We start from the raw sequence: 21,642 nt of genomic DNA, 5'->3' as shown, positions 1-21,642 counted from the left end.
CAGCGGCTTGGAACCTTATTTCTATCGCAAGGGCAGCTCGGTGATTGCGACCGGGCATGGGGCGGGGCCGTGGGATGCGCGCATGCTGCATGGCGGGGCGCCGACGGCGTTGATCGCGGGCCTTGTCGAGGATCTGCCGTCCGAAGTGCCGATGCGGGTGACGCGCCTGACGGTGGACCTGCAGCGGCCGGTGCCGGTGGGCGAGCTGGACGTCGAAGTGAATGTGACGCGGGAAGGGCGCAACATCCAGACGGCCGAGATTTTCCTGTCGTCGGGCGGCAAACAGGTCGTGCGCGCGTCAGCGCTGAAGATCCGGAAGGAGGCGCTGGACCTGCCGGAGGGCGCGGCGCTGGCGGAGATGCCGCTGGAGGTGACGGGCGGCCGCGCGCCGTTTTCGCGGACGGACGGGTTCAACAGCGCGGTCGAGATGCGGGAGGCACCAAGCGGGCCGGTCGCCTCAGCCGCACGGCATGTCTGGTTCCATATCGAGCGGCCGTTCTTCGATGACCGGGCGACGACGCCGCTGATGCGGGCGGCGGCGACGGGGGACTATTGCAACGGGTTCGGTTCGCCGCTCGATTTCGAGGAGTGGACCTATATCAATGCCGACCTGACGCTGCATTTCGCGCGGGAGCCGGTGGGCGAGTGGATGATGCTGGCGGCGAATTCCTGGATCGGCGCGGATGGGCGCGGGCTCGCCTTCGGGGAACTCGGTGACGCGCGGGGCCTGTTCGGGCGGGCGGTGCAGTCGCTGGTGATCGCAAAGCGCTGAGGGGCGGGCTTTGCTGGGCGTGAAAGCCCGTCTATACGCCGCGCATGACGACCTTTCCGTTCGAGATAAAGGCCCGCGAGGGCGAGGCGCGCACGGGTGTGCTGAAGACGCCGCGGGGCGATATCCGCACGCCTGCCTTCATGCCTGTGGGCACGGCGGGCACCGTGAAGGCGCTGTATATGGACCAGGTGAAGGAGGCGGGGGCGGACATCATCCTCGGCAATACCTATCACCTCATGCTGCGCCCCGGTGCCGAGCGCGTGCAGCGCCTTGGCGGCCTGCACAAGTTTGCGCACTGGGATGGTCCGATGCTGACCGACAGCGGCGGGTTCCAGGTGTGGAGCCTCGCGCAGCTGCGCAAGATGGACGCCGATGGCGTCACCTTCCAGAGCCATATCGACGGCTCGACGCACCGGCTGACACCGGCACGGAGCATCGAGATCCAGGCGGACCTCCTGGGCGCCGACATTTCCATGCAGCTGGACGAGTGCACGAATTTTCCGTGTACGCATGAAGAAGCGGAAGAAAGCCTTGAGCTGTCGCTGCGCTGGGGCGAGCGGAGCCTTGAGGCGTTCGGCGAGCGGGATGCGCAGACGCTGTTCGGGATCATCCAGGGATCGAACTTCGCGGACCTGCGCGAGCGCTCGGCGAAGGGCGTCGTGTCACAGGGCTTCGGCGGCATTGCGCTCGGCGGGCTCGCCGTGGGCGAGGGGCATGCGCAGATGTGCGCGACCATCGACATGACCGTGCCGCACCTGCCGGACGGCCTGCCGCGCTATGTGATGGGTGTCGGCAAGCCGATCGACCTGGTGGAGAGCGTGGCACGGGGCATCGACATGTTCGACTGCGTGTTGCCGACGCGGTCGGGACGCCACGGGCAGGCCTGGACCTGGGCCGGGCCGATCAATGTGAAGAATGCGAAGTTCGCCGAGGATCTCTCACCGCTGGACGAGGCGGTGAACTGCCCGGCCAGCCGCGACTATCCGAAGGCCTATTACCACCACCTGTTCCGGGCGGGGGAATACCTTGGGCCGATGCTGCTGAGCTGGCACAACACCGCCTTCTTCCAGGCGCTGATGCAGGAAATCCGCGCCGCTATCTCGGAAGGCCGGTTTGAGGCGCTTCGTTGTCAATTACATACGGCGTGGAGCCATACGAAATCTGAGGCTCGGACCGGGGAACCGGACGAGGCGTAGGGCTGTCGCCCTTGAAGACGATTTCGTCCTGTTCCGGCGGAGCCGGATTCGGGCGGGCCGGAACGGGGCAGCCTTTGGCGAGGCCCATGCCCTTCAGGTAGGCGCGCCGCTGGGCGCCGATCTTGAAGGCCTGATTGTATTTCTTCTCATAGGTTTCCGCACCGGTCGCCTTCCGCACGAGGCTGCGGAACGGGATCATTCCGCGCGCCTCTGACGCCACGGCACTGAGGGCGGATTCCGAGGCCGCATCGGCCAGTTTCTCAGTGCGCAGGCGCTCATCCGGATTGGGCGTGTCCCAATCGGGGCCCAGGACGCCGTCGAGCTGCGCCAGGAGGCGCTGGATGTCGAGGCAGGTCAGGTCTTCGGGCAGGTCGTAGGGGCTCTTCACGTCCTTCAGGAGGCTCGGAATCGGCTCCTTCTTGAGGTTCAGGTCTTCCAGCGGCGACAGGGCGGCATCCGTGAAGCCGTCCCTGGTCTGGGAATAGGCGCTGGTGGCGGCATCGCCCACATTATTGGTGAGGCCGCCAGAATCAGCCTGCTGCGCCGGGGCCGGTTCCGGCTGGCTGGCGCAGGCGACGAGCAGGGCCGCTGCAGGCAGAAGGGCGATAAAAAGTCTCATGCATTCAGATTGACTGGAAAATTATGGCGACATGAAGCCATTGAGTGCAGGCAGGTGTTGACCGGCCCTGCGGCCTTCTCTAAATGGCCCCTTCTGGCGTGCCCATAGCTCAGCCGGTAGAGCAACTGACTTTTAATCAGTAGGTCGCAGGTTCGAACCCTGCTGGGCACACCATTTTCCTTCCGATGGCGCGCGGCGGCGGAAATCGATCGCGGATCGGTTTCAGTAAAAAAAGCCCATAGCGCCAGTAAGGGCCTTGTTTCACAATGTGATCAGGTTCCGCCTCGGCCCTTGCCTTTGGGGCTCCAACGGCTTGAAGGTGCCCTTCAACACGTGAAGGAGCCCCGCATGGAAGACCTCAGCCGCGAAACAGACCCGACCTATCGCCTCGCGGCGCTGGACCAGGATTTCATCCTGGGCGATTCCATGCGCGGGGCGCGCTTCATGATGGAATATGCCAAGGCGGAGGAGATCCTGCGCCGGGAGCGGATCCGGTCCACCATCGTCGTGTTCGGCAGCGCGCGGGTGCGCGAAGACGGGAGCGCCTGGCAGCTGAAGACCTATGAGGCCGCGCGCGCCTTCGGGCGGCTCGCCTCGGAGCGTGGCGGGGCACTCAACGGCCAGTCGGGTTGGCGTGACAATGTGATCGCGACCGGCGGCGGGCCGGGCACCATGGAAGCGGCCAATCGCGGGGCGCGGGAGGCGGGGGCGGTGACCATCGGCTTCAACATCTCCCTGCCGCACGAGCAGTATCCCAACCGCTATATCTCGCCGGGCCTGTGCTTCCAGTTCCACTATTTCGCCATGCGCAAGATGCACCTCGCCATGCGGGCGAATGCGCTGATGATCTTCCCCGGCGGATTCGGCACGATGGACGAATTGTTCGAGACGCTGACGCTGTGCCAGACAGGCAAGATGTCGCCTATTCCGATCATCCTTTATGACAAGGCGTTCTGGAACGAGGCGGTGAATTTCAACGCCTTCGTCGAGCGGGGGACTATCGACCCGACCGACCTGGCCCTGTTCGACATTGTCGATGACCCGGAAGAGGCCTGGGAGCGGATGCTGGAGCGGGGGCTGGCCGTATAGCAAGACGCCCGCCTCCGGAGGGAGACGGGCGCCTGAGCGGTCGCTTGCGGTGCTGTCAGGTCAGAGCGACTTGACGATGTCTTCCACCATCTTCTTTGCGTCCGCGAGCAGCATCATCGTGTTGTCGTGGAAGAAGAGCGGGTTGTCGATGCCGGCATAGCCGGAGCCCATGGAGCGCTTCACGAACAGGACCGTGCGGGCGTTCTCGACGTCGAGGACGGGCATGCCGTAGATCGGCGAGGTCTTGTCGGTCTTGGCGGACGGGTTGGTCACGTCGTTGGCGCCGATGACGAAGGCAACGTCTGCCGTGGCAAACTCCGAGTTGATGTCTTCGAGCTCGAACACTTCGTCGTAAGGCACCTGCGCTTCGGCGAGGAGGACGTTCATGTGACCCGGCATCCGGCCCGCGACGGGATGGATGGCGTATTTCACTTCGACGCCTTCTTCCTTCAGTTTGTCGGCCATTTCCTTGAGGGCGTGCTGGGCCTGGGCGACGGCCATGCCGTAGCCGGGCACGATGATGACCTTGGAAGCGTTCTTCATGATGAAGGCGGCGTCGTCGGCGGAGCCCTTCTTGTAAGGACGGTCGACAGCCGGGCCGCCGGCACCTGCCGCGGAATCGTCCGCGCCGAAGCCGCCGAGGATGACCGAGATGAAGCTGCGGTTCATGCCCTTGCACATGATGTAGGAGAGGATCGCACCCGACGAGCCGACAAGGGCGCCCGTGATGATCAGGGCGAAGTTGCCGAGCGTGAAGCCGAGGGCGGCGGCCGCCCAGCCGGAATAGGAGTTCAGCATCGACACGACGACCGGCATGTCGGCGCCGCCGATCGGGATGATCAGGGTGATGCCGAGGATGAGGGCGAGGATGGTGACGCCCCAGAAGGCCCACTGCGCTTCGCCGTTCACCGAGATGAGGTAACCGAGCAGGACGACGATGCCGCCGCCGATCAGGATGTTCAGCAGGTGACGGGCCGGCAGCAGGATCGGCGCGCCGGACATGTTGCCGTTCAGCTTGGCGAAGGCGATGACCGAACCGGTGAAGGTGAGCGCACCGATGGCCGAGCCGAGGCCGAGCTCGATCAGCGAGTTCACATGGATGCCATGGTCGCCCATGATGCCGAACTGGACCGGCGAGTAGAGCGCGGCGGCAGCCACCATGACGGCGGCAAGGCCGACGAGGCTGTGGAAGGCGGCGACGAGCTGCGGCATCGCGGTCATCGGGATCCGCCGGGCGATGACAGCGCCGATGGTGCCGCCGACAGCGACACCGCCGAGGATCAGGCCCCAGGTCGTGACGTCGATCTGGTTCCAGAGGAGGATCAGCGTCGTGCCGACCGCGATGGCCATGCCGATCATGCCATTGCGGTTGCCCGCGCGGCTGGTGGCCGGGCTGGACAGGCCACGCAGGGCCAGGATGAAGAGAATGCCGGCGACGAGATAAAGCAGCGGCGCCCAGGTGGTCTGGAAGGAGTCCATCAATTAGTCCCCCTTCTTCTTGTACATGGCCAGCATGCGCTGGGTGACGAGGAAGCCGCCAAAGATGTTCACGCTGGCGAGCGCGACGGCAATGGTTCCGAGGATCTTGGAGATCCAGTTGTCGGAGTTGAGGCCGACTGTGGCCGCGGCGACGAGGGCGCCGACGATGATCACGGAGGAAATGGCGTTGGTGACAGCCATAAGCGGCGTATGCAGGGCGGGCGTGACGCTCCACACGACATAATAGCCGACGAAGCAGGCCATGGCGAAGATCGCCGCGAGGAAGACCGTCGGGTTGACGGCGCCGCCTTCGGCAAGGGCGGGCAGCGCAAAGCTGGCCGCAGCGAGGGTCAGAAGTGCGCGCTTCATGATTTGATCCTTTCGTTCACCGTCTCGCCGCCCTTGGTGAGCAGCATGGCGACAACGACTTCATCCTCTGTATCGAGATTAAGGGCGCCATCCTCGGCCGTGACGAGCGGCAGGAAGGCGAGTAAATTCTTGGCGTAGAGGGACGAGGAGTCCGCCGGCAGGCGGGCGGGCAGGTTGGAGAAACCTGCGACTTTCACGCCGCCGACATCGACGATCTCGTCGGCTTTCGACAGCGGGCAGTTGCCGCCCTGCGTCACCGCCATGTCGATGATGACGGAGCCGGGCTTCATGGTTTTCACCATGGCTTCCGAGACCAGCACCGGGGCCGGGCGGCCGGGGATGAGGGCCGTGGTGATGACGATGTCCTGCTTGGTGATGTGGCTGGCCGTCAGTTCCGCCTGTTTGGCCTGGTACTCCTTGGACATTTCCTTGGCGTAGCCGCCGGCGGTTTCAGCCGCCTTGAACTCATCATCCTCCACCGCGATGAATTTCGCGCCGAGCGAGGCGACCTGTTCCTTGGCGGCGGGGCGGACGTCCGTGGCGGTCACGACCGCGCCGAGGCGGCGGGCCGTGGCAATCGCTTGCAGGCCGGCGACGCCGACGCCCATGATGAACACTTTGGCGGGCGCGATGGTGCCGGCGGCGGTCATCATCATCGGCATGGCGCGGCCATAGATCTGCGCGCCTTCGATGACGGCGCGGTAGCCGGCGAGATTGGACTGGGACGACAGCGCGTCCATGCTCTGGGCCCGCGTGATGCGCGGGGTGAATTCCATCGAGAGCGAAGCGATCTTCTTCGCGTTGAGAGCGCTGACGACTTCCGGGTCGAGCGCGAAGGGTTCCATCTGGGCAATCACCGTCGAGCCTTCCGGCAGGACGGCGACTTCGTCTTTCATCGGTCCTCGGACCTTGAAGACGATGTCGGCCCCTGCGGCGGCGCTGGCGGCATCTTTCGCGATGCTGGCACCGGCCTCCTCATAGGCGCTGTCCAGAAAGCCGGCGGTGCGGCCAGCATCGGATTCGATTGTGATCGAGTGACCGGAGGCCACTAGCTTCTTGACCGTCTCTGGTGTTGCCGCCACACGGGTCTCACCAGAACGTCGTTCCCTCAGCACTGATATTTTCATGGGCTTAGTGGTAGCGGCAGAATCTTGCGGCGTGCAAGTGCGAAATAGGAGGATGGGGGCATGGATTTGTTCAATGTGAGAGGCCGGACGGCCTTGATTACGGGCGCATCGAGCGGGCTGGGGCGGCATTTCGCGTCGGTTTTGTCGCAGGCGGGCGCAGATGTTGTCGTTGCGGCAAGGCGTATGGATCGTCTGGAAGACCTGGCCGAAGAGATCAGCAAGGCGGGCGGACGCGCGCTCCCGGTCGAGATGGATGTGACTTCGGACGACAGCGTCTCCGGCGCCTTTGCAGAGATAAAGGAAGCGCTGGGCCGGCCCTGCGACATTATCATCAGCAATTCCGGCATGTCCCGCGAAGGCTGGTTCCGGGAACAGAGCGAGGCGGACTGGAACGCCGTGATCGATACGAACCTCACCGGCGTCTGGCGGGTGGGCAAGCATGCGACGAATGCGATGATCGATGCGGGCGTGAAAGGCTCGATCGTCAACATCGCCTCGATCACCGGGCACCGGACTCAGATGATGACGGCTGCCTACAGCGTTTCGAAAGCGGGTGTCGACCATCTGACGCGGCACATGGCGCTGGAGAATGCACGCTATGGCATCCGCGTGAATGCGATTTCTCCGGGCTATTACTATACCGAGATCAATGACGACTATCTCGACTCCGATGCGGGAGAGGCGATGCGCAAGCGGATCGCCATGAAGCGGTTCGGGGATTATCGCGAGCTGGATGGCGCCCTGCTGCTCCTCAGCTCGGACGCGGGCAGCTACATGACAGGATCGACCGTTGTTGTGGACGGCGGACATATGCTGATCCCGCTTTGATCTTGCGGCGCAGCAAAAGCGCGTCTACAGACACCTCACGCAGAAGGTGCCCGGGTAATTCCGGGTGAAAAGGGAAGCCGGCGAAAATCCGGCGCTGTACCCGCAACTGTCAGCGGTTAGCTGGCGGGCCAATCAAGCCACTGAACCCCATCAAAGGGGATTGGGAAGGCGGCCCGCAAGCGACGATCCGTGAGCCAGGAGACCTGCCTACTGCCGTCGTTTGCCCCGGTCCGGGAAGAGGCCAGAGGCAGCGGAGGCAAGACTTCCGTCCATGCGACATCGTGTGAAACCGCCCGGTGCGCCGGGCAGACGGAAGGACTATCGCGATGCTGAGACGCGCGCTTTTGACGACTATTTTTGCAACCGGCTTTTGCGGAGCTGCGGCCGCGGAAGAAGACTTGTCACTCGAGACGGTCGAGGTGACCGGGTTTACCCCGCTGACGCTGGATGCCGTGACCGGTAGCGTCAGTGTGCTGACGGAAGATGATCTTGCGGTACGGGCGGCGCCAAATCTGGCTGACGCGCTGCGGGCCGTGCCGGGTGTGGCCGTTTCCCGCTCCGGCGGTGTGGGTGGCCTGACGCAGTTGCGGATGCGCGGGGCGGAGGCGAACCATACGCTGGTCCTGTTCGATGGGTTCGAAGTGTCGGACCCGGTGACCGGCGAGGTCGATTTCGGCCTGCTGACGGCGCTGCCGGCAGCGCGGGTGGAAGTTCTGCGGGGTGAGGCGTCCTCGATCCATGGTTCCGACGCAATTGGCGGCGTGGTGGATATCCTGCCGTCATCTGCGTCCGGATGGATCGGGTTAGCGGAAGCGGGCAACCGGGACACCCTGAACGGCCGGCTTGGATGGAACGGAGAGCAGTTCGGTGCGGTGCTTTCCGGCTTCCGGACAGACGGCGTCGACGTGTCCGGACAGGGCGGTGAGGCAGACAGCTCCGATGCACTGTCCGGCCTGCTGCGCGGGCAGGCAGAGATTGCTCCCGGCTGGATGCTGGGTGGGCTGGCCCTGGTGCGCCGGTCAACCTCACAGTTCGACACCGATCTCGACTTTGACGGGCGGCTCGACGATGCCGACCGTGAAACCGAAGCGGACCAGTCGCTGCTCGGCGTGTCGCTGAATGGCGCAATCGCCGGGATCGATCAGTCGCTGCGGGCCAGCTATGGCGAAGTTTCGCGCGACAATACGAGCGAGACCGGCCTTCTGGACTCGTCGACCGGCAAGCGCACCAGGGTTTCGTGGATTCCGTCGGTCAGCCGGGGGGCGCACGGATTTGCTGGCCTCGCCGAGTATGAGCGCGAAGAGTATGAGCGCGCAGATGTTCAGTATGGCGGGCAAACCGATGCATCGGAAGAGTTCGAGACGCTTGGGCTGGCTGGCGAATACAGGTTCACGACGGATCAGGTATCGCTGTCGGCATCAGTGCGCCATGATGACAATGATGGCCGCTTCGATGACGCAACGACCTGGCGCCTTGGCGGGGCGTATCAGGTCGCCGGGGCGCCTGTGCGTCTGCGCGCAAGTGCCGGAAAGGGTGTGAAGAACCCAACGTTTACGGAGCTTTTCGGGTTTTTTCCCGGCAGCTTTGTCGGCAACCGCGACCTGAAGCCGGAAACGTCTGTTTCCTGGGAAGCCGGGTTCGACTTGCAGGCGGGGCCTGCTGTTCTTGCCGCTTCGTATTTCTCCGCCGAACTTGAAGACGAGATCTACACGGCTTTCAATCCTGACTTCACTTCAACGGCCCGTAACAGGACCGGCAGGAGCGAGCGGTCCGGCATCGAACTGGCGGGGCGCTGGCCGGTGAGCGATGCCCTGACTGTGTCGGGCCAGCTGACCCTGACGGACAGTTCCAACGACACCGGCGTGGATGAAATCCGCGTGCCGTCAGAGACGGCGTCTGTTGCCTTGTTGTGGCAGCCGGATGGCAATGGGTGGCAGGCGGGGCTTGCGCTCGACTATGTGGGCGAACAGGATGATTTCGACTTCGGGACATTCCCGGAAACGCGCGTGACACTTGATTCCTATGTGCTCGTGTCGGGGCGGTTCGAATATCCGCTGACAGAGCGTATCTCACTGACGTTGCGGGGCGAGAATCTGCTCGACGAAGAGGCCGTCGACGTGTTTGGTTACGCCGCGCCGGGCGCCGCCGGATATGTGGGGCTGAAGCTCAGATGAGGTTGATGGGTCTGCTCCTGGGTGTCGTCCTGTCCGCGCTGCCGGTACGGGCCGAAAAGCCGCGCGTCGTGTCGCTGGACTATTGCGCGGACCAGTTTGTGCTGGGCCTCGCTGACCGGGAGCAGATCCTTGCCGTTTCCAAGGATGCGGAAAAGCCGTTCAGCTTCCTTCGCGCCCGGGCTGCAGGCATTCCGAAAGTGCGGGCGGCGGCGGAGGATGTGATCGCCCTGAAGCCGGACCTTGTGGTGCGGAGCTGGGGCGGGGATGCGCGGGCGCTGGCCTTTTATGAGCGGTTTGGCATCCACACTGTGCAGATCGGCTATGCGACCGATTTTGAGGGAGCCGCGCAGGTCACGCGTGAGATCGGAGCTTCTCTGGATCAGGCCGCGCGGGCAGAAGGATTGGTGGAACACATGCCACCTCCCGCCGCACCGCTCGGCTTAAAGGCGGCGTACATGACGCCGAGTGGCGTGAGTGCGGGTACCGGCACCATGGTCGACACCATTCTGAGCGCTGCGGGCCTTGAAAATGCGGCGGACCGGCCAGGTTGGCATAGTGTCGGCCTGGAACGGCTGGTTGTTGCGCCACCGGCTCTTGCCGTGACGGCGTTCTTCGGATTCGACACGGATACGGGCGACCAGTGGAGTGCCGCGCGCCACCCGGTGTTGCGGAAAATCCTTCAGCATGCAGAGCAGGTGGAGCTGGATGAGAGCCGGCTGACCTGTCCTGCCTGGTTCGTAGCAGACGAGGCGGCGGACCTGAACCGGCAAGTGAAGGGGCGCAATCGGTGAAAGTGAGCCTGCTCCTCTTCGGCCTTTGCGGCCTGATGCTGATTGTATCGGTGTTCGCCGGAACGGCGCCCCTCAGCTTTGGCGAAACGGTCTCGGCACTGCTCGGACAGGGCAGCGAAGCGGCGCGGGTCATCGTGTGGGAGATACGCCTGCCGCGTGCGGTCGCGGCGTTCGGCGTCGGTGCGGCGCTGGGGCTCGCAGGCGCGGCGATGCAGGGCCTGTTGCAGAACCCACTGGCAGAACCGGGCGTGCTGGGCGTGTCGTCTTTTGCCTCGCTCGGCGCCATGGTGGCGATCTATTTCGGACTTGCGGGTGCCGGGAGCCTGGGCGTGCCGGCCGCGGCGATCCTGTTTTCGCTGGTCGCGGTGGTCTTGCTGCTGTTTGCGGCCGGCAAGGGAGCAAACTCCGTCACTCTGCTGCTGGTCGGGATTGGTCTGTCGAGCCTTGCGGGCGCGCTCATGGCGCTGGCGCTGAACCTTGCGCCCAATCCCTGGAGCCTCGCTGACCTCGTCAACTGGATGCTGGGATCGGTCGCCAATCGTTCGTGGACGGACGTAGCGATGATCCTGCCGGTCTGGATTGCCGGGGCGGTGGCCGTGTTGATGTCAGGCGGAGGGCTGAGGGCGCTTTCACTGGGCGACGAGACGGCGGCGACGCTGGGTGCGGATCCGCGCCGGACCCGCTGGCTGGTGATTGCGGGCACATCGCTTCTGGCAGGGGGCAGCGTTGCGATTGCCGGAACGATCGGCTTTGTCGGGATCGTCGCGCCGCATGTGATACGGCCGTTCGTGCGGCATGACCCGGCGCGGCTGCTGGTGCCGTCGGCCTTGCTGGCCGGCCTGCTTCTGGTCTCGGCGGATCTTGCTGCGCGGGTGTTGCCGTTCGCACAGGAACTGAAGCTGGGTGTCGCGGCGGCATTGTTCGGAGCGCCGGTCTTCATCTGGATTGCCGCGCGCATCGGGGGGCTGGGCCGATGATTGAATTCCATGGCGTTTCGGCGAGGCTCGGTCCCCGTGAAGCACTGCGCGATGTCAGCTTTGCTGCAGGCGCAGGCGAACTGATTGCGCTGGCGGGGCTGAATGGTGCGGGCAAGAGCACGGCGCTGAGGCTAGCGGCGGGATTGCTGGCACCTTCATCGGGCCGGGTGTTGCTCGATGGGGAGAACCTGAACGGGATGACGGTTGAAGTCCGCGCCCGGAAAGCAGCCTGGCTGCAACAGAGCCGGCCGGTGGCGTGGAACCTGCTGGCGGAAGACCTTGTCGCGCTGGGGCTCGGCCCGGCGGCGTCAGCCACGTTCGACCGGCTTAGCTCAGGGGCGCAGCAGCGGGTGGACGCCGCAATGGCGCGGATGTCTGCGGCTCATCTGAAGGGCCGGGGCGTCCTGGCATTGTCCGGCGGTGAAACAGCCCGGCTGCACATGGCGCGTGTGCTGGTGAGCGACGCGAAGCTGCTGCTGCTGGATGAGCCGGCGGCCGCGCTGGATATTTCCCAACAGCTCAGCCTGATGGATGTGCTGAAGCAGGAAGCGGCAGCGGGGCGCACGGTTCTGGTGGCGCTGCACGACCTGGATCTCGCCGTGCGCTTCTGCAGCCGCATCGTCGTGCTGCATGAAGGTCAGGTCGAGGCGGACGGCGTGCCGGACGCTGTGCTCGAAAACGAGCTGCTGGCGCGCGTGTTCGGGATCCGCAGGACCGAGCAGGGGGCGCTAGAACGCGTCCTTTGAGAGGAGGATAGCGGGCACGGTCATCGCGATGATCCGTAGGTCCAGCAGCAGGCTCCAGTCATTCACGTATTCGCTGCCGAGTTCGGCGCGGCGGGCGAAATTCACGCCGTTGCGGCCGGAAACCTGCCAGAGACCGGTAATGCCGGGGCGGGCACGCTCATAGCCGGCAATATGTGGGCCGAGTGCATCGCGCTGCGAATTGAGGATGGGCCGCTGGCCGACGATCGACATGTCGCCAGCAATGACGTTGAAGATCTGGGGCAGTTCGTCGATCGATGACGCGCGCAGGATGCGGCCGAGGGGCGTGACGCGCGGATCGGAGCGTAGCTTCTGGAATTCGATCCATTCCGCGCGCGCTTCAGGGTTGGCAGCAAGGTGCGCTTCCAGCAGGCTTTCCGCGTTCTTGTGCATGGAGCGGAATTTGAGCATGCGGAACAGCTTGCCACCGCGACCGATCCTTTGCTGGGCGTAGAATACGGGGCCGCCGCTCTCGAGGAAAATCGCAAGGCTCACGATCAGGAACAGCGGGGCAAGGAAAATGGCTGCCGGAACGGCAATTGCGAGGTCCATGGCGCGCTTGGCCGGGCCGTTGATCCCGAACAGGGAAGAGTCTTTCGGCGACGTCGGCTTTGCCGGCGGCGGCGCGCCTGCTTGCCGGCTCATGCCGGAGTCGAAATGAATTAGTCCCATAGCGGTGTCGTCCCCACGCTACCAGCTGCTTGGTGAGGGCTTTAACGATTCGTAAAGAATACGAAAAGGCCTCGTGTGCTGCGGAAGTGAAAAAACACAGCTCATGACATTTTTCTGGCGAGAAGTGGATGAAGTTTAGCCATTTTTCGCGTCTGAGGCGAGTTAAACAAAGCATAGATTTCTGAATATTTGAACGAAACGCTCATGCGTTAGCCAAGCCTTAGTGAGTCATGTGCAGGTGTGGCGGCAACCGACCGGAGAGTAGAATGTCCGCAGCCCGTGCCCCTTCCGATCCACCCAGTGCAAAGCCCGTACCTCGCAAGGCGGACCAAGACGCCGTCGGCGGGACCGCCGCCGCGCACATCCGCGTGCCGGATGCGGCCGAACGCGGGCGCACCGAGTCGCCGGCCCGCAAACTCCAGTCGCACCTGGAGAGCCGGCTGCAGGAACCCAAGAAGTACCCGGCGCGCTATGTGACGGCGACGGTGCTGGTGCTCTGCTTGTCCTGCTGGCTGGCAGGCTTCTGGCTCGTCACCTCGCTCTGACGGCAATTGTCAGCAAAGTATGATGGTCTGCCCCTTGGAGGTGGCAGGCTATTTGCTTATTTAGCGGCAACAGAATACCCCTGAGACACGAGAATTGGAAATATCATGCGCGTAAGGAAGGCAGTCCTGCCGGTCGCCGGTTTCGGAACGCGGGTTTTGCCCGCGACGAAGTCTATCCCCAAGGAAATGCTTCCGGTGGTGGACCGTCCGGCAATCCAGTACGTGGTGGACGAGGCCCTTGAAGCCGGGATCGAGCACATCGTCTTTGTGACTGGCCGCAACAAGGCCGCCATCGAAGACTATTTCGACCATTCCTATGAGCTGGAAGAAGCCCTGATCGCCAAGAAAAAGGATGCGATCCTGAAGCAGGTAGAGCAGAGCCGGCTGCCGTCGGGCGCCGCAAGCTTTACCCGCCAGCAAAAGCCGCTGGGGCTTGGCCATGCCGTCTGGTGTGCCCGCGACATCGTCGGCAACGAACCGTTTGCGGTGCTGTTGCCGGACGTGATCGTGAAGGGCAAGCCGTCCTGCCTAAAGCAGATGGTGGACGCCTATGACAGGGTCGGCGGCAACATGATCGCAGTCGACCCGGTGCCCATGGATCGCGTGTCGTCTTATGGCGTGATCGCGCCGGTCGAGCGGGATGGCCGCCTGATCCGTATGTCCGGCATGGTGGAGAAGCCGCCGGTTGAGACTGCACCGTCGAACCTTGCAATTACCGGCCGCTATATCCTGCAGCCTGAAATCTTCGACTTGCTGGCCGACCAGGGCAAAGGCGCGGGTGGCGAGATCCAGCTGACGGATTCCATGGCCCGCCTGATGGAAAGCCAGGCGTTCTATGCCTATGAGTTCGAAGGGGCGCCGTATGACTGCGGCTCCAAGCTTGGCTATTTCGAAGCCGTGCTTGCCCATGCCCTCGACAATGAGGAAACATCGGACGGCGCGCGCGAACTGGTCCGCAAGGCGGCTGCCAAGCTCTAAATTCAGATTTTATCCGGCGCGGGAGCAGGCTATGCACCCGTCATGGATCCGCTGAATCTGCCTGTTTTTGAGGATGTCGTTGCCGCATCGGCGCGGCTTGCCGGCCATGTGCGCCGCACCCTCGTCCTGCGCCACGACGCAATCGACGAGATGGCCGGCGGGCAGGTGTTCGTGAAGCCGGAATGCTTGCAGGAAACGGGCAGCTTCAAGATCCGGGGCGCGACCAACCGGCTGCTGCAGATTCCCGAAGACCAGCGGCAAGCGGGCGTTGTGGCGTTTTCGTCAGGGAACCATGCGCAGGGCGTTGCACGCGCAGCGCGCCTGCTGGGCATGCCGGCGCTGATCGTGATGCCTGCAAATGCGCCAGCCGTGAAGGTGGATGGTGTGCGCGCGGACGGCGCGGAGATCCGGCTGTACGATCCGGTGAGCGAAAGCCGCGAAGAGATCGCACGGGCGATCAACGCCGAGCGGGGCTCCGTTCTGGTGCCGTCCTATGATGATTTTGACATCATTGCCGGGCAGGGCACGGTGGGTCTCGAATTTGCCGCGCAGATGCAAGAGCTCGGGGCGCCGCTGGACTATCTCATCTGCGGGGCCGGTGGCGGCGGCCTGATTACGGGCATCGCCCTCGCGCTGGAGGGCATGTCGCCGCAGACGCGCATCTGGACGGCCGAGCCGGAAGGGCATGACGACTGGGCGCGCTCGCTGGCGGCAGGTGAAATTCTCGCCAATGCGCCGGGCACGCGGTCTTTCTGCGATGCGATCCTCACGCCAAAGCCTGGAAACCTGACTTTCGCCATCGGCAAGCGGCTACTGTCCGGCGGGCTGGTGGTCAGTGACCATGAAGTGGCCGTCGCAATGCGGGCGGCGTTTCGTTACCTGAAGGTCGTGGCGGAGCCCGGCGGGTCGGTCAGCCTGGCAGCGGCCTTGGGGGGCCTTCCGGACGAGATGCGCGGCAAGCGGGTGGGCGTGCTGGTTACCGGCGGCAATGTCGACGCATTGCTCTATGCAGAAATCCTGTCGGCCGCCTGAGTGCGGGCGCGGCTGAACCCACATATTTCCTGACGCCATATCTTTCGGGATGGTTAACGGCATGTTCCGTGCCGGGACGAGATTTTGCGCCCGGCCTTCAAGGCCCCTTACCGTCTGTCTGTTAAGCAAGATAGCTGCAGATGGCGCGCCAGAACGGCGCGAGAGGGTACAGACATGAAATTAGCGCCCCTTATCAGTCTTGGCCTGTCGGTCCTGCTTGGTGCAGGCGCGGTATGGATGGGCCGGAACTACATGACGTCGGGCTCATCGTCGGCTGAAGCACAGGCGGCGGCGCCCGCAGTGCAGATGGCTGGCGTAATGGTCGCGGTCGCTTCGATCGAGCCGGGCGAGATTGTCGACGGCAGCATGCTGAAACGGGTGGAATGGCCGGCGGACATCGTACCGGAAGGCGCGCTGCGCGCCGCCGGCGACCTGCCGCCGAAGGCCTATGCCCGCGGCGTGATCGTGGCGGGCGAGCCGGTCATGCTGGAGAAGCTCGACCTTGACGGCGCAGCCGTGACGCTGGCGGGCGCGATCAAGACCGGCATGCGCGCCGTCTCCATCGTTGTAAAGAACGATACCGGCGTCGCAGGATTCGTCCTGCCCGGCGACCGGGTGGACGTGAACGAGTTTATTCCGCGCGACCGCGACGGCGACCGCTACGCCCGCGGAAACGAAGACATGCGCATTTCCGGTGACCTGATTGCCCGACCGGTGCTGCGTAACGTAACCGTGCTGGCGGTCGACCAGACCTTCGATCCGCACCTTGAAGGCGCGCGGCCATCCAACACCGTGACGCTCGAAGTTACGCCGGAAGGCGCGTTGGCGCTGGGCGCGGCGAGCCAGCGCGGAGCGCTCGGTCTTGCCCTGATCGGGCGCGAGGAAGAGGCCGACCTGATCGTTGAAGCCAAGACTGAACCGGTGAAGCCGGCAGTCGTGCGCCCGACGCGCCGGGCACCGCCGACCGCACGGGTCCGCGTGATCAATGGCAATTCTGATGTTGAAGTGACTGCGCCGGCAAATGCGCCGGCCGCGCCGAAAGGCCTGACCGGGGGTAACCGCTGATGTTCGACTTCAGGAAGATTGCCGCCGCGCTTGCGGTGATGAGTGTTGTCGTGGCTCCGGCCGCGCAGGCCTGGACACAGCGCACGAGCGGTCCGGATGCGGAAGTTCTGGTCGTGGAAAAAGGCCGCTCGGCGGTCGTTGAATCTGACACAGTATTCTCGACGTTGGTGGTCGCCGATCCGGAAGTTGCCGAAGCGATGGCAACTTCCAACCGGTCTTTCTTCCTGCGCGGTAAGATGCCGGGCTCGACTACTGTCCTGATCTATGGGTCTGACGGGAAGATCGCCGAACTGATCGATGTGGAAGTCGAGCTTGGCCTCAATGAGTTGCGCTCCGACCTTGGCAACCTGCTGCCGGGCGAAGAGATCGAAGTGTATCCGGTGCACGATGGCGTGTTCCTGGATGGCAAGGTGACAACGGCCGCAGCAGCCGAAATGGCGTTGCAGGTGGCAGAGCGTTATGTGCCGGGCGGTGTCGCGAACGGGCTTTCGATCGGGCAGAGCCAGCAGGTGCTGCTGGAAGTGCGTTTCCTGGAAGCGAGCCGCAGCACGGTCAAGGAGATCGGCTTCGGCAACCAGATCGACGCTAATGACTTTGTTACGCAGACCGAGTCGAGCACCATTTCGGGCCTCGCAGTCAAGACGCTGGCGGCGTTCACCAATGTTGGCGGCGAGAATATCGACGTGACGCTGCGCGCGCTGGAGAAGAAAGGCGTGATCCGCACGCTGGCAGAACCGAACCTCGTGGCGCTGTCCGGCGATACGGCGAGCTTCCTCGCCGGCGGCGAATTCCCCATCCCGGTCGCGACGCGCAATGGCGAGATCACGGTGGAATTCAAGAAATTCGGCGTCGGGCTCGACTTTGTGCCGACCGTGCTGGGCGATGGGCTGGTGAACCTGCGTGTACGGCCCGAAGTGTCGGCGCTTGACCGAGCCAATGGCATCCGTGCGTCCAATATCGAGATTCCGGGCATTTCCGTGCGCCGGGCCGACACGACGGTCGAGCTGCGCGATGGTCAGGCCTTCGCCATCGCCGGCCTGCTTCAGAACGATTATTCGAACGATGTACGCCAGACGCCGTGGCTCGGCTCCGTGCCGGTGCTCGGGTCTCTGTTCTCGTCCAAGCGTTTCCAGCGCAATGAAAGCGAACTGGTCATCATGATCACGCCGCGCCTGGTGAAGCCGGCGGCGCATCCGGATCATCTGGCATCGCCGTTCGATGCCTTTGCAGAGCCGACGGAAGAAGAATTCTTCCTGATGAACAAGACAACCGGCGCGCTGACGAACTGAGGGGGCAGGGATGATGAAACTCCGTACAATGATTGCAAAAATGCTGCTCGCCGGTGCTGTGGTGCTGCTGGGAGCGTGCGCCTCCTATGACGCGCAGGACCGTTACCTGCTGGGTGAAGCGACCCGGACCAATATTGCGGAACAGTCTGTGCGCGATGTGACGGTGCCGAATTCGGCCGAGATCGAATCGGCTTCAGGCGTGCGGGCGGCCAACGCCGTGCGTGCCCTGAATGAAGGCAAGTCAAAGCCGCTTCCGGATGCGTCTCTCGGCGGCGGCAGCGAGGGCCTGTAAGATGGGCGAAGCTGCACCCTCCATGGCGCTACGCCCCATGCCGGACCAGATGGTGCCACATATGGCGGCGCTGGTCTCGCCGGAGCGCCTTGAGACGCTCAAGACGATCTGCACGGACGTTGCCGACCTGTCGGGTGCTTCGGCGTCTGGATCGGCCGTGAAATTCGGCAATGGCATTGTTGTGCTGGAACAGTCGCAGGCGGGCTGGGACCAGTTGTTGCTGAAGCTGGCTGTCGATCGTCCTTCAACTGCAGTTATCGTTCTTTCCGACCAGATCCCGGCCCATATGGTACGGGCGCTGATGAAGCTCGACATGTCGGACATCCTGCCGACATCGGCAGGCGCAGCGGACCTGCTCGAATCCGCACTCAAATTCAGTGAAACGCTGGAAGCCGATGGCGGCAGCAGCGGCAATGTCTGCTGGGCGTTCCGTGGAGCCGTCGGAGGAGCTGGCGTTTCGACCATTGCCATCGAAAGCGCCTTCGAACTCGCGCGCCGCTTCGGGCCCGGCAAGGTCTGCCTGGTTGACCTCAACGTTGCTGACGGGATGATCACCTCGTTCCTTGAGGCAGTACCGAAGCTGGATCTGGCTGCCCTCTCGGCCGCTCCGGACCGGTTGGATACGCGTCTCCTCGCGGCCTGGTGTTCGCAGCATGAGAGCGGTGTGTCGGTGATCGCGTCGCCGCGCAATCCGGACGCCGATGCGCTGGCATCCGAGCCTGCCATCCTTCGTCTGCTGGATGTTGCCTGCGGAACGTTCGAGTTTGTGATCATGGACATGCCGCGCCACTTGCTGCCGTGGACCAAGTCTGTCCTTGCCGCTGTCGATGAAGCCGTCATCATCAGTGAGCTGACCGTGCCGAGTCTTCATGCGGCTGCCGATATGTGCCGCGAGACCGACGTCCTGCGTCGTGACCGCGTGCCGGCACGCCTTGTGCTGAACCGGATGTTCCAGAAGAAAAGCATGCGCGCGAGCTTTCCGGTCGACAAGGCCGAGAAGGCCATAGAGCGGAAGATCAATGCGACCATCACGTCCGACTGGGATGCAGCGCGCACGGCCGTCAATCTCGGCAGGCCGATTGCCGAGGTGAAGCCTAAAAGCCCGTTGGTGGCAGATGTTGCTGCACTGGTCGAACAGATGCTGCCGAAAGAGATGAAAGTGACCCAGCCCGTCAACACCAAGCGGAGGCGCAGAGGATGAGCCGGTTCGGATTTTCCAACGCAGTCGCAAAGCCGGATGAGCCATCGTCCTTGCCGCAGCCGCAGGCCACGTCAGCACCTCCTCCGCCCGCGCGCGGGCAGCAGGATTCCAAAGCGTTCGACCTGCTGAATGCCAAGCTGAAAGTTCATGCCAAGCTGATCGACGAGCTGGACCTGTCGGCACTTGAGAAGCTCGACGATGACACGATGCGCCGCCGCGTGCGGAGCATTATCGCCGAGATCATCCGGAAGGAAGACATGGCGCTGTCTTCGGCCGAGGAGGCCTCGTTTGCCGATGCGGTGATGGATGAAATGACGGGCCTTGGCCCGATCGAGCCGCTGCTGAAGGATGACTCCATCGCGGACATCCTGATCAATGGCTGCCATCAGGTGTATGTCGAGCGGCATGGAAAGCTGCAGCTGGCGCCGGTGAAGTTTGCCGACAATGACCATTTGCTGCGCATCGTTCAGCGCATCGTGGCGGCTGTCGGCCGCCGTGTCGATGAAAGCCAGCCGCTGGTGGATGCGCGCTTGGCTGACGGCAGCCGCGTGAACGCTGCGGTGCTGCCAATCGCCATCGACGGCCCGCTGGTGTCGATCCGGAAATTTTCCAAGTCGCCACTGACCATCGACCGCCTCGTAGAGTTCGGCGCCATCCCGCGACCGATTGCGGATTTCATCCTGGGCGCAGTAAAGTGCCGTGCTTCAACCGTTATTTCGGGTGGTACCGGCTCAGGCAAGACGACGCTGCTGAACGCCCTGTCATCGGCCATCAGCCCGGACGAGCGGATGATCACGATTGAGGACGCTGCCGAACTGCAGCTACAGCAGCCGCACGTGGCGCGGATGGAGACCCGTCCTCCGAACATCGAGGGCAAGGGCGAGATTCGCCAGCGAGAGCTTGTCAAGAACGCGCTGCGGATGCGTCCGGACCGAGTGATCCTCGGGGAGGTGCGCGGCGAGGAAGCTTTCGACATGCTGCAGGCCATGAACACGGGTCATGAAGGCTCGATGGCCACGATCCACGCCAACAATCCGCGCGATGCCCTGACACGTCTTGAACAGATGGTAATGATGGGCGGAATGAAAATCTCCGAAGAGGCCATCCGTGGTCAGATTGCCTCGGCTGTAAATTTCATCGTGCAGGCTTCGCGCCTGTCGGATGGCTCGCGCCGCGTGATGTCGATCGCCGAAGTGACCGGCATGGAAGGCGCCGTGGTGCAGATGCAGGAGATCTTCAAGTTCGAGCGCACGGGCACGGACGACAATGGCAAGGTGTTGGGAAAGTTCGTCGCGACGGGCCTGCGCCCGAAATTCCTGGATGAAATGGAACGGCGCGGTGTGCACATGCCGCAGGGCCTGTTCGATCCGGCGATGAAATTCTGAGGAAGCAGCGGTGCCGGGTCTTGCAGACATTTCCGGTTTCAGCCTGACGCTGGTCATCCCCGCGATCATGGCGGCGGGCGCCTTCTTCCTCGCGATTCAGGCGGTCCTGAGCGTCGTATCGACGGCACAAACACAGCGCGTCGTGAACCGGCGCCTGATGTTCAAGGACCGGTTCGAAAGCACCCGCGAAGCCATGGTGGAGTTGCGCAAGAGTCGCGGCCTCGACGAGAATGGCAACCTGATGATGCCGGTGCGCTGGTTCAACCGGCTTGTGGTGCAGACCGGCCTTCCGTTCCAGCCGCTGCGCTGGTGGGGCGCTTCCGCTGCGGGCGGCGTGGCGGCCGGGCTCGCCTATTTCCAGTTTGTCGGTGGGGTTTGGCCAGGCGTGCTGATCGCACTGCTCCTGTTCGCCGGCGCGCCGATCCTGGGCCTCAAAATGGTTGCCGGGAAGCGGATGAAGCGCCTGTCGGTACAACTCCCCGACGCGATGCAGATTGCCTGCCGCAGCCTTGAGGCGGGCCATCCGGTGGCGACCGCAATTTCACTCGTCGCCAAGGAAATGCCGGACCCGATCGGCACGGAATTCGGCATGGCGGCAGACGAGGTCTCCTACGGCATGTCATTGACGAACGCTGTGCAGCGCATGGCGGATCGGGCAGGTGACCCGGATGTCGAGCTCTTCGCCGCGACGGTGCGCCTGCAGGAAAAGACCGGTGGCAATCTGTGCGAGCTTCTGAAGGCTAACACGTCGACCATCCGTGAACGGCAGACCATGCGCCTCAAGGTGAAGGCCGCGACCTCCGAGGGGCGCGTGTCCGCCATGATCCTGACCGGTGCGCCCTTCATCGTGATGACGGCGATCCACCTGCTGCGGCCGGAATTCTATGGTGACGTGATTGACGAACCGCTGATCCGCACGGCGTTCCCGATCCTGTTTGTCTGGATGGGTATTGGCAATCTCGTCATGCGCAAGATGATCAATTTCAAGATGTAGGCAG

The 21,642-nt window shown here is 63.7% G+C and carries 22 protein-coding genes, 1 tRNA gene and 1 riboswitch; of the genes, 18 read left to right on the top strand and 5 right to left on the bottom strand.

All coding sequences use genetic code 11. From position 1 onward, the window contains the following. The first annotated feature begins 7 nt into the window (after window positions 1-7). Together R3C13_RS09965 and tgt are read left to right on the top strand one after the other, a co-directional pair. Window positions 8-772, top strand: coding sequence for a thioesterase family protein (locus R3C13_RS09965; RefSeq protein WP_371310669.1), 765 nt, complete (start codon window positions 8-10; stop codon window positions 770-772). A gap of 44 nt (window positions 773-816) precedes the next feature. Then, a complete protein-coding gene (tgt, locus tag R3C13_RS09960; protein WP_371310668.1) occupies window positions 817-1,968 on the top strand; it encodes a tRNA guanosine(34) transglycosylase Tgt in 1,152 nt (383 codons plus the stop codon). Here tgt and R3C13_RS09955 read toward each other — a convergent pair. Continuing rightward, window positions 1,868-2,587: a hypothetical protein gene (locus tag R3C13_RS09955; protein ID WP_371310667.1), complete on the bottom strand. Its 720-nt coding sequence runs from the start codon at window positions 2,585-2,587 to the stop codon at window positions 1,868-1,870. The genes tgt and R3C13_RS09955 overlap by 101 nt on opposite strands. 98 nt (window positions 2,588-2,685) lie before the next feature. On the opposite strand from R3C13_RS09955, the gene R3C13_RS09950 reads away from it, so the two are divergent. Then, window positions 2,686-2,761 (top strand) — tRNA-Lys (locus R3C13_RS09950). Window positions 2,762-2,935: 174 nt separating this feature from the next. Further along, on the top strand, window positions 2,936-3,676 hold the full coding sequence (locus R3C13_RS09945) for a TIGR00730 family Rossman fold protein (RefSeq protein WP_371310666.1): 741 nt from the start codon (window positions 2,936-2,938) through the stop codon (window positions 3,674-3,676). Window positions 3,677-3,736: 60 nt separating this feature from the next. On the opposite strand, the gene R3C13_RS09940 is transcribed toward R3C13_RS09945, so the two are convergent. The 3 genes from R3C13_RS09940 to R3C13_RS09930 form a co-directional block, all read right to left on the bottom strand. Then, the gene (locus tag R3C13_RS09940; RefSeq protein WP_371310665.1) at window positions 3,737-5,155 is read right to left on the bottom strand and encodes an NAD(P)(+) transhydrogenase (Re/Si-specific) subunit beta; all 1,419 of its coding nucleotides are present in this window, start codon (window positions 5,153-5,155) and stop codon (window positions 3,737-3,739) included. A gap of 3 nt (window positions 5,156-5,158) precedes the next feature. After that, window positions 5,159-5,419, bottom strand: coding sequence for a proton-translocating transhydrogenase family protein (locus R3C13_RS09935; protein ID WP_371310831.1), 261 nt, complete (start codon window positions 5,417-5,419; stop codon window positions 5,159-5,161). A 101-nt stretch (window positions 5,420-5,520) separates the two neighbouring features. Next, the gene (locus tag R3C13_RS09930; protein ID WP_371310664.1) at window positions 5,521-6,651 is read right to left on the bottom strand and encodes a Re/Si-specific NAD(P)(+) transhydrogenase subunit alpha; all 1,131 of its coding nucleotides are present in this window, start codon (window positions 6,649-6,651) and stop codon (window positions 5,521-5,523) included. 60 nt (window positions 6,652-6,711) lie between these two features. On the opposite strand from R3C13_RS09930, the gene R3C13_RS09925 reads away from it, so the two are divergent. From R3C13_RS09925 to R3C13_RS09905, 5 genes are all read left to right on the top strand, one after another. Beyond that, a complete protein-coding gene (locus R3C13_RS09925; protein ID WP_371310663.1) occupies window positions 6,712-7,479 on the top strand; it encodes an SDR family NAD(P)-dependent oxidoreductase in 768 nt (255 codons plus the stop codon). A 27-nt stretch (window positions 7,480-7,506) separates the two neighbouring features. Beyond that, window positions 7,507-7,705: riboswitch (cobalamin riboswitch) on the top strand. Window positions 7,706-7,877: 172 nt separating this feature from the next. Then, window positions 7,878-9,653 (top strand): TonB-dependent receptor plug domain-containing protein, encoded by a 1,776-nt coding sequence (locus R3C13_RS09920; RefSeq protein ID WP_371310662.1) that lies wholly within the window; start codon window positions 7,878-7,880, stop codon window positions 9,651-9,653. Window positions 9,654-9,658: 5 nt separating this feature from the next. Further along, window positions 9,659-10,444 carry an ABC transporter substrate-binding protein gene (locus tag R3C13_RS09915; RefSeq protein ID WP_371310661.1) on the top strand — a complete coding sequence of 262 codons (786 nt, stop codon included), beginning with the start codon at window positions 9,659-9,661 and terminating at the stop codon, window positions 10,442-10,444. Window positions 10,445-10,446: 2 nt separating this feature from the next. Continuing rightward, window positions 10,447-11,421: a FecCD family ABC transporter permease gene (locus tag R3C13_RS09910; protein WP_371310660.1), complete on the top strand. Its 975-nt coding sequence runs from the start codon at window positions 10,447-10,449 to the stop codon at window positions 11,419-11,421. Further along, the gene (locus tag R3C13_RS09905; RefSeq protein WP_371310659.1) at window positions 11,418-12,167 is read left to right on the top strand and encodes an ABC transporter ATP-binding protein; all 750 of its coding nucleotides are present in this window, start codon (window positions 11,418-11,420) and stop codon (window positions 12,165-12,167) included. The genes R3C13_RS09910 and R3C13_RS09905 overlap by 4 nt, the downstream gene beginning before the upstream one ends. Here R3C13_RS09905 and R3C13_RS09900 read toward each other — a convergent pair. Beyond that, the gene (locus R3C13_RS09900) at window positions 12,150-12,857 is read right to left on the bottom strand and encodes a sugar transferase (protein ID WP_371310658.1); all 708 of its coding nucleotides are present in this window, start codon (window positions 12,855-12,857) and stop codon (window positions 12,150-12,152) included. The genes R3C13_RS09905 and R3C13_RS09900 overlap by 18 nt on opposite strands. A gap of 266 nt (window positions 12,858-13,123) precedes the next feature. On the opposite strand from R3C13_RS09900, the gene R3C13_RS09895 reads away from it, so the two are divergent. The 9 genes from R3C13_RS09895 (at window position 13,124) to R3C13_RS09855 (ending at window position 21,638) form a co-directional block, all read left to right on the top strand. Next, a complete protein-coding gene (locus R3C13_RS09895; protein WP_371310657.1) occupies window positions 13,124-13,402 on the top strand; it encodes a hypothetical protein in 279 nt (92 codons plus the stop codon). Window positions 13,403-13,507: 105 nt separating this feature from the next. Next, entirely contained in the window at window positions 13,508-14,380 is an 873-nt protein-coding gene (galU, locus tag R3C13_RS09890; protein WP_371310656.1) for a UTP--glucose-1-phosphate uridylyltransferase GalU, read from the top strand. A gap of 42 nt (window positions 14,381-14,422) precedes the next feature. Further along, window positions 14,423-15,412: a threonine/serine dehydratase gene (locus R3C13_RS09885; RefSeq protein WP_371310655.1), complete on the top strand. Its 990-nt coding sequence runs from the start codon at window positions 14,423-14,425 to the stop codon at window positions 15,410-15,412. A 174-nt stretch (window positions 15,413-15,586) separates the two neighbouring features. After that, window positions 15,587-16,477: a Flp pilus assembly protein CpaB gene (gene cpaB / locus R3C13_RS09880; RefSeq protein WP_371310654.1), complete on the top strand. Its 891-nt coding sequence runs from the start codon at window positions 15,587-15,589 to the stop codon at window positions 16,475-16,477. Next, entirely contained in the window at window positions 16,477-17,766 is a 1,290-nt protein-coding gene (locus tag R3C13_RS09875) for a type II and III secretion system protein family protein (RefSeq protein WP_371310653.1), read from the top strand. Before cpaB ends, R3C13_RS09875 begins: the two co-directional genes overlap by 1 nt. A gap of 13 nt (window positions 17,767-17,779) precedes the next feature. Continuing rightward, the gene (locus R3C13_RS09870; RefSeq protein ID WP_371310652.1) at window positions 17,780-18,058 is read left to right on the top strand and encodes a hypothetical protein; all 279 of its coding nucleotides are present in this window, start codon (window positions 17,780-17,782) and stop codon (window positions 18,056-18,058) included. A 1-nt stretch (window position 18,059) separates the two neighbouring features. After that, window positions 18,060-19,259, top strand: a complete 1,200-nt coding sequence (locus R3C13_RS09865; protein WP_371310651.1) for a CpaE family protein — start codon at window positions 18,060-18,062, stop codon at window positions 19,257-19,259. Beyond that, window positions 19,256-20,644: a CpaF family protein gene (locus R3C13_RS09860; RefSeq protein ID WP_371310650.1), complete on the top strand. Its 1,389-nt coding sequence runs from the start codon at window positions 19,256-19,258 to the stop codon at window positions 20,642-20,644. The genes R3C13_RS09865 and R3C13_RS09860 overlap by 4 nt, the downstream gene beginning before the upstream one ends. Window positions 20,645-20,654: 10 nt before the next feature. Next, window positions 20,655-21,638 carry a type II secretion system F family protein gene (locus R3C13_RS09855; RefSeq protein WP_371310649.1) on the top strand — a complete coding sequence of 328 codons (984 nt, stop codon included), beginning with the start codon at window positions 20,655-20,657 and terminating at the stop codon, window positions 21,636-21,638. Window positions 21,639-21,642: the final 4 nt, after the last annotated feature.

This window comes from Hyphomonas sp. (assembly GCF_041398385.1).
Taxonomy (GTDB): domain Bacteria; phylum Pseudomonadota; class Alphaproteobacteria; order Caulobacterales; family Hyphomonadaceae; genus Hyphomonas.
The sequence above is the reverse complement of the archived record's forward strand: the minus strand, read 5'-3'. Positions and strand labels throughout refer to the sequence as shown.

Bases quoted from the DNA above. Each gene is read 5' to 3' on its own strand.
- R3C13_RS09945 (WP_371310666.1), top strand. From the start codon at position 2,936: ATGGAAGACCTCAGCCGCGAAACAGACCCGACCTATCGCCTCGCGGCG.
- R3C13_RS09860 (WP_371310650.1), top strand. From the start codon at position 19,256: ATGAGCCGGTTCGGATTTTCCAACGCAGTCGCAAAGCCGGATGAGCCA.
- R3C13_RS09895 (WP_371310657.1), top strand. From the start codon at position 13,124: ATGTCCGCAGCCCGTGCCCCTTCCGATCCACCCAGTGCAAAGCCCGTA.
- R3C13_RS09930 (WP_371310664.1), bottom strand. From the start codon at position 6,651: ATGAAAATATCAGTGCTGAGGGAACGACGTTCTGGTGAGACCCGTGTG.
- R3C13_RS09905 (WP_371310659.1), top strand. From the start codon at position 11,418: ATGATTGAATTCCATGGCGTTTCGGCGAGGCTCGGTCCCCGTGAAGCA.
- R3C13_RS09900 (WP_371310658.1), bottom strand. From the start codon at position 12,857: ATGGGACTAATTCATTTCGACTCCGGCATGAGCCGGCAAGCAGGCGCG.
- R3C13_RS09870 (WP_371310652.1), top strand. From the start codon at position 17,780: ATGAAACTCCGTACAATGATTGCAAAAATGCTGCTCGCCGGTGCTGTG.
- galU (WP_371310656.1), top strand. From the start codon at position 13,508: ATGCGCGTAAGGAAGGCAGTCCTGCCGGTCGCCGGTTTCGGAACGCGG.
- cpaB (WP_371310654.1), top strand. From the start codon at position 15,587: ATGAAATTAGCGCCCCTTATCAGTCTTGGCCTGTCGGTCCTGCTTGGT.
- R3C13_RS09940 (WP_371310665.1), bottom strand. From the start codon at position 5,155: ATGGACTCCTTCCAGACCACCTGGGCGCCGCTGCTTTATCTCGTCGCC.
- R3C13_RS09925 (WP_371310663.1), top strand. From the start codon at position 6,712: ATGGATTTGTTCAATGTGAGAGGCCGGACGGCCTTGATTACGGGCGCA.
- tgt (WP_371310668.1), top strand. From the start codon at position 817: ATGACGACCTTTCCGTTCGAGATAAAGGCCCGCGAGGGCGAGGCGCGC.
- R3C13_RS09885 (WP_371310655.1), top strand. From the start codon at position 14,423: ATGGATCCGCTGAATCTGCCTGTTTTTGAGGATGTCGTTGCCGCATCG.
- R3C13_RS09955 (WP_371310667.1), bottom strand. From the start codon at position 2,587: ATGAGACTTTTTATCGCCCTTCTGCCTGCAGCGGCCCTGCTCGTCGCC.
- R3C13_RS09935 (WP_371310831.1), bottom strand. From the start codon at position 5,419: ATGGCCTGCTTCGTCGGCTATTATGTCGTGTGGAGCGTCACGCCCGCC.
- R3C13_RS09875 (WP_371310653.1), top strand. From the start codon at position 16,477: ATGTTCGACTTCAGGAAGATTGCCGCCGCGCTTGCGGTGATGAGTGTT.
- R3C13_RS09865 (WP_371310651.1), top strand. From the start codon at position 18,060: ATGGGCGAAGCTGCACCCTCCATGGCGCTACGCCCCATGCCGGACCAG.
- R3C13_RS09915 (WP_371310661.1), top strand. From the start codon at position 9,659: ATGGGTCTGCTCCTGGGTGTCGTCCTGTCCGCGCTGCCGGTACGGGCC.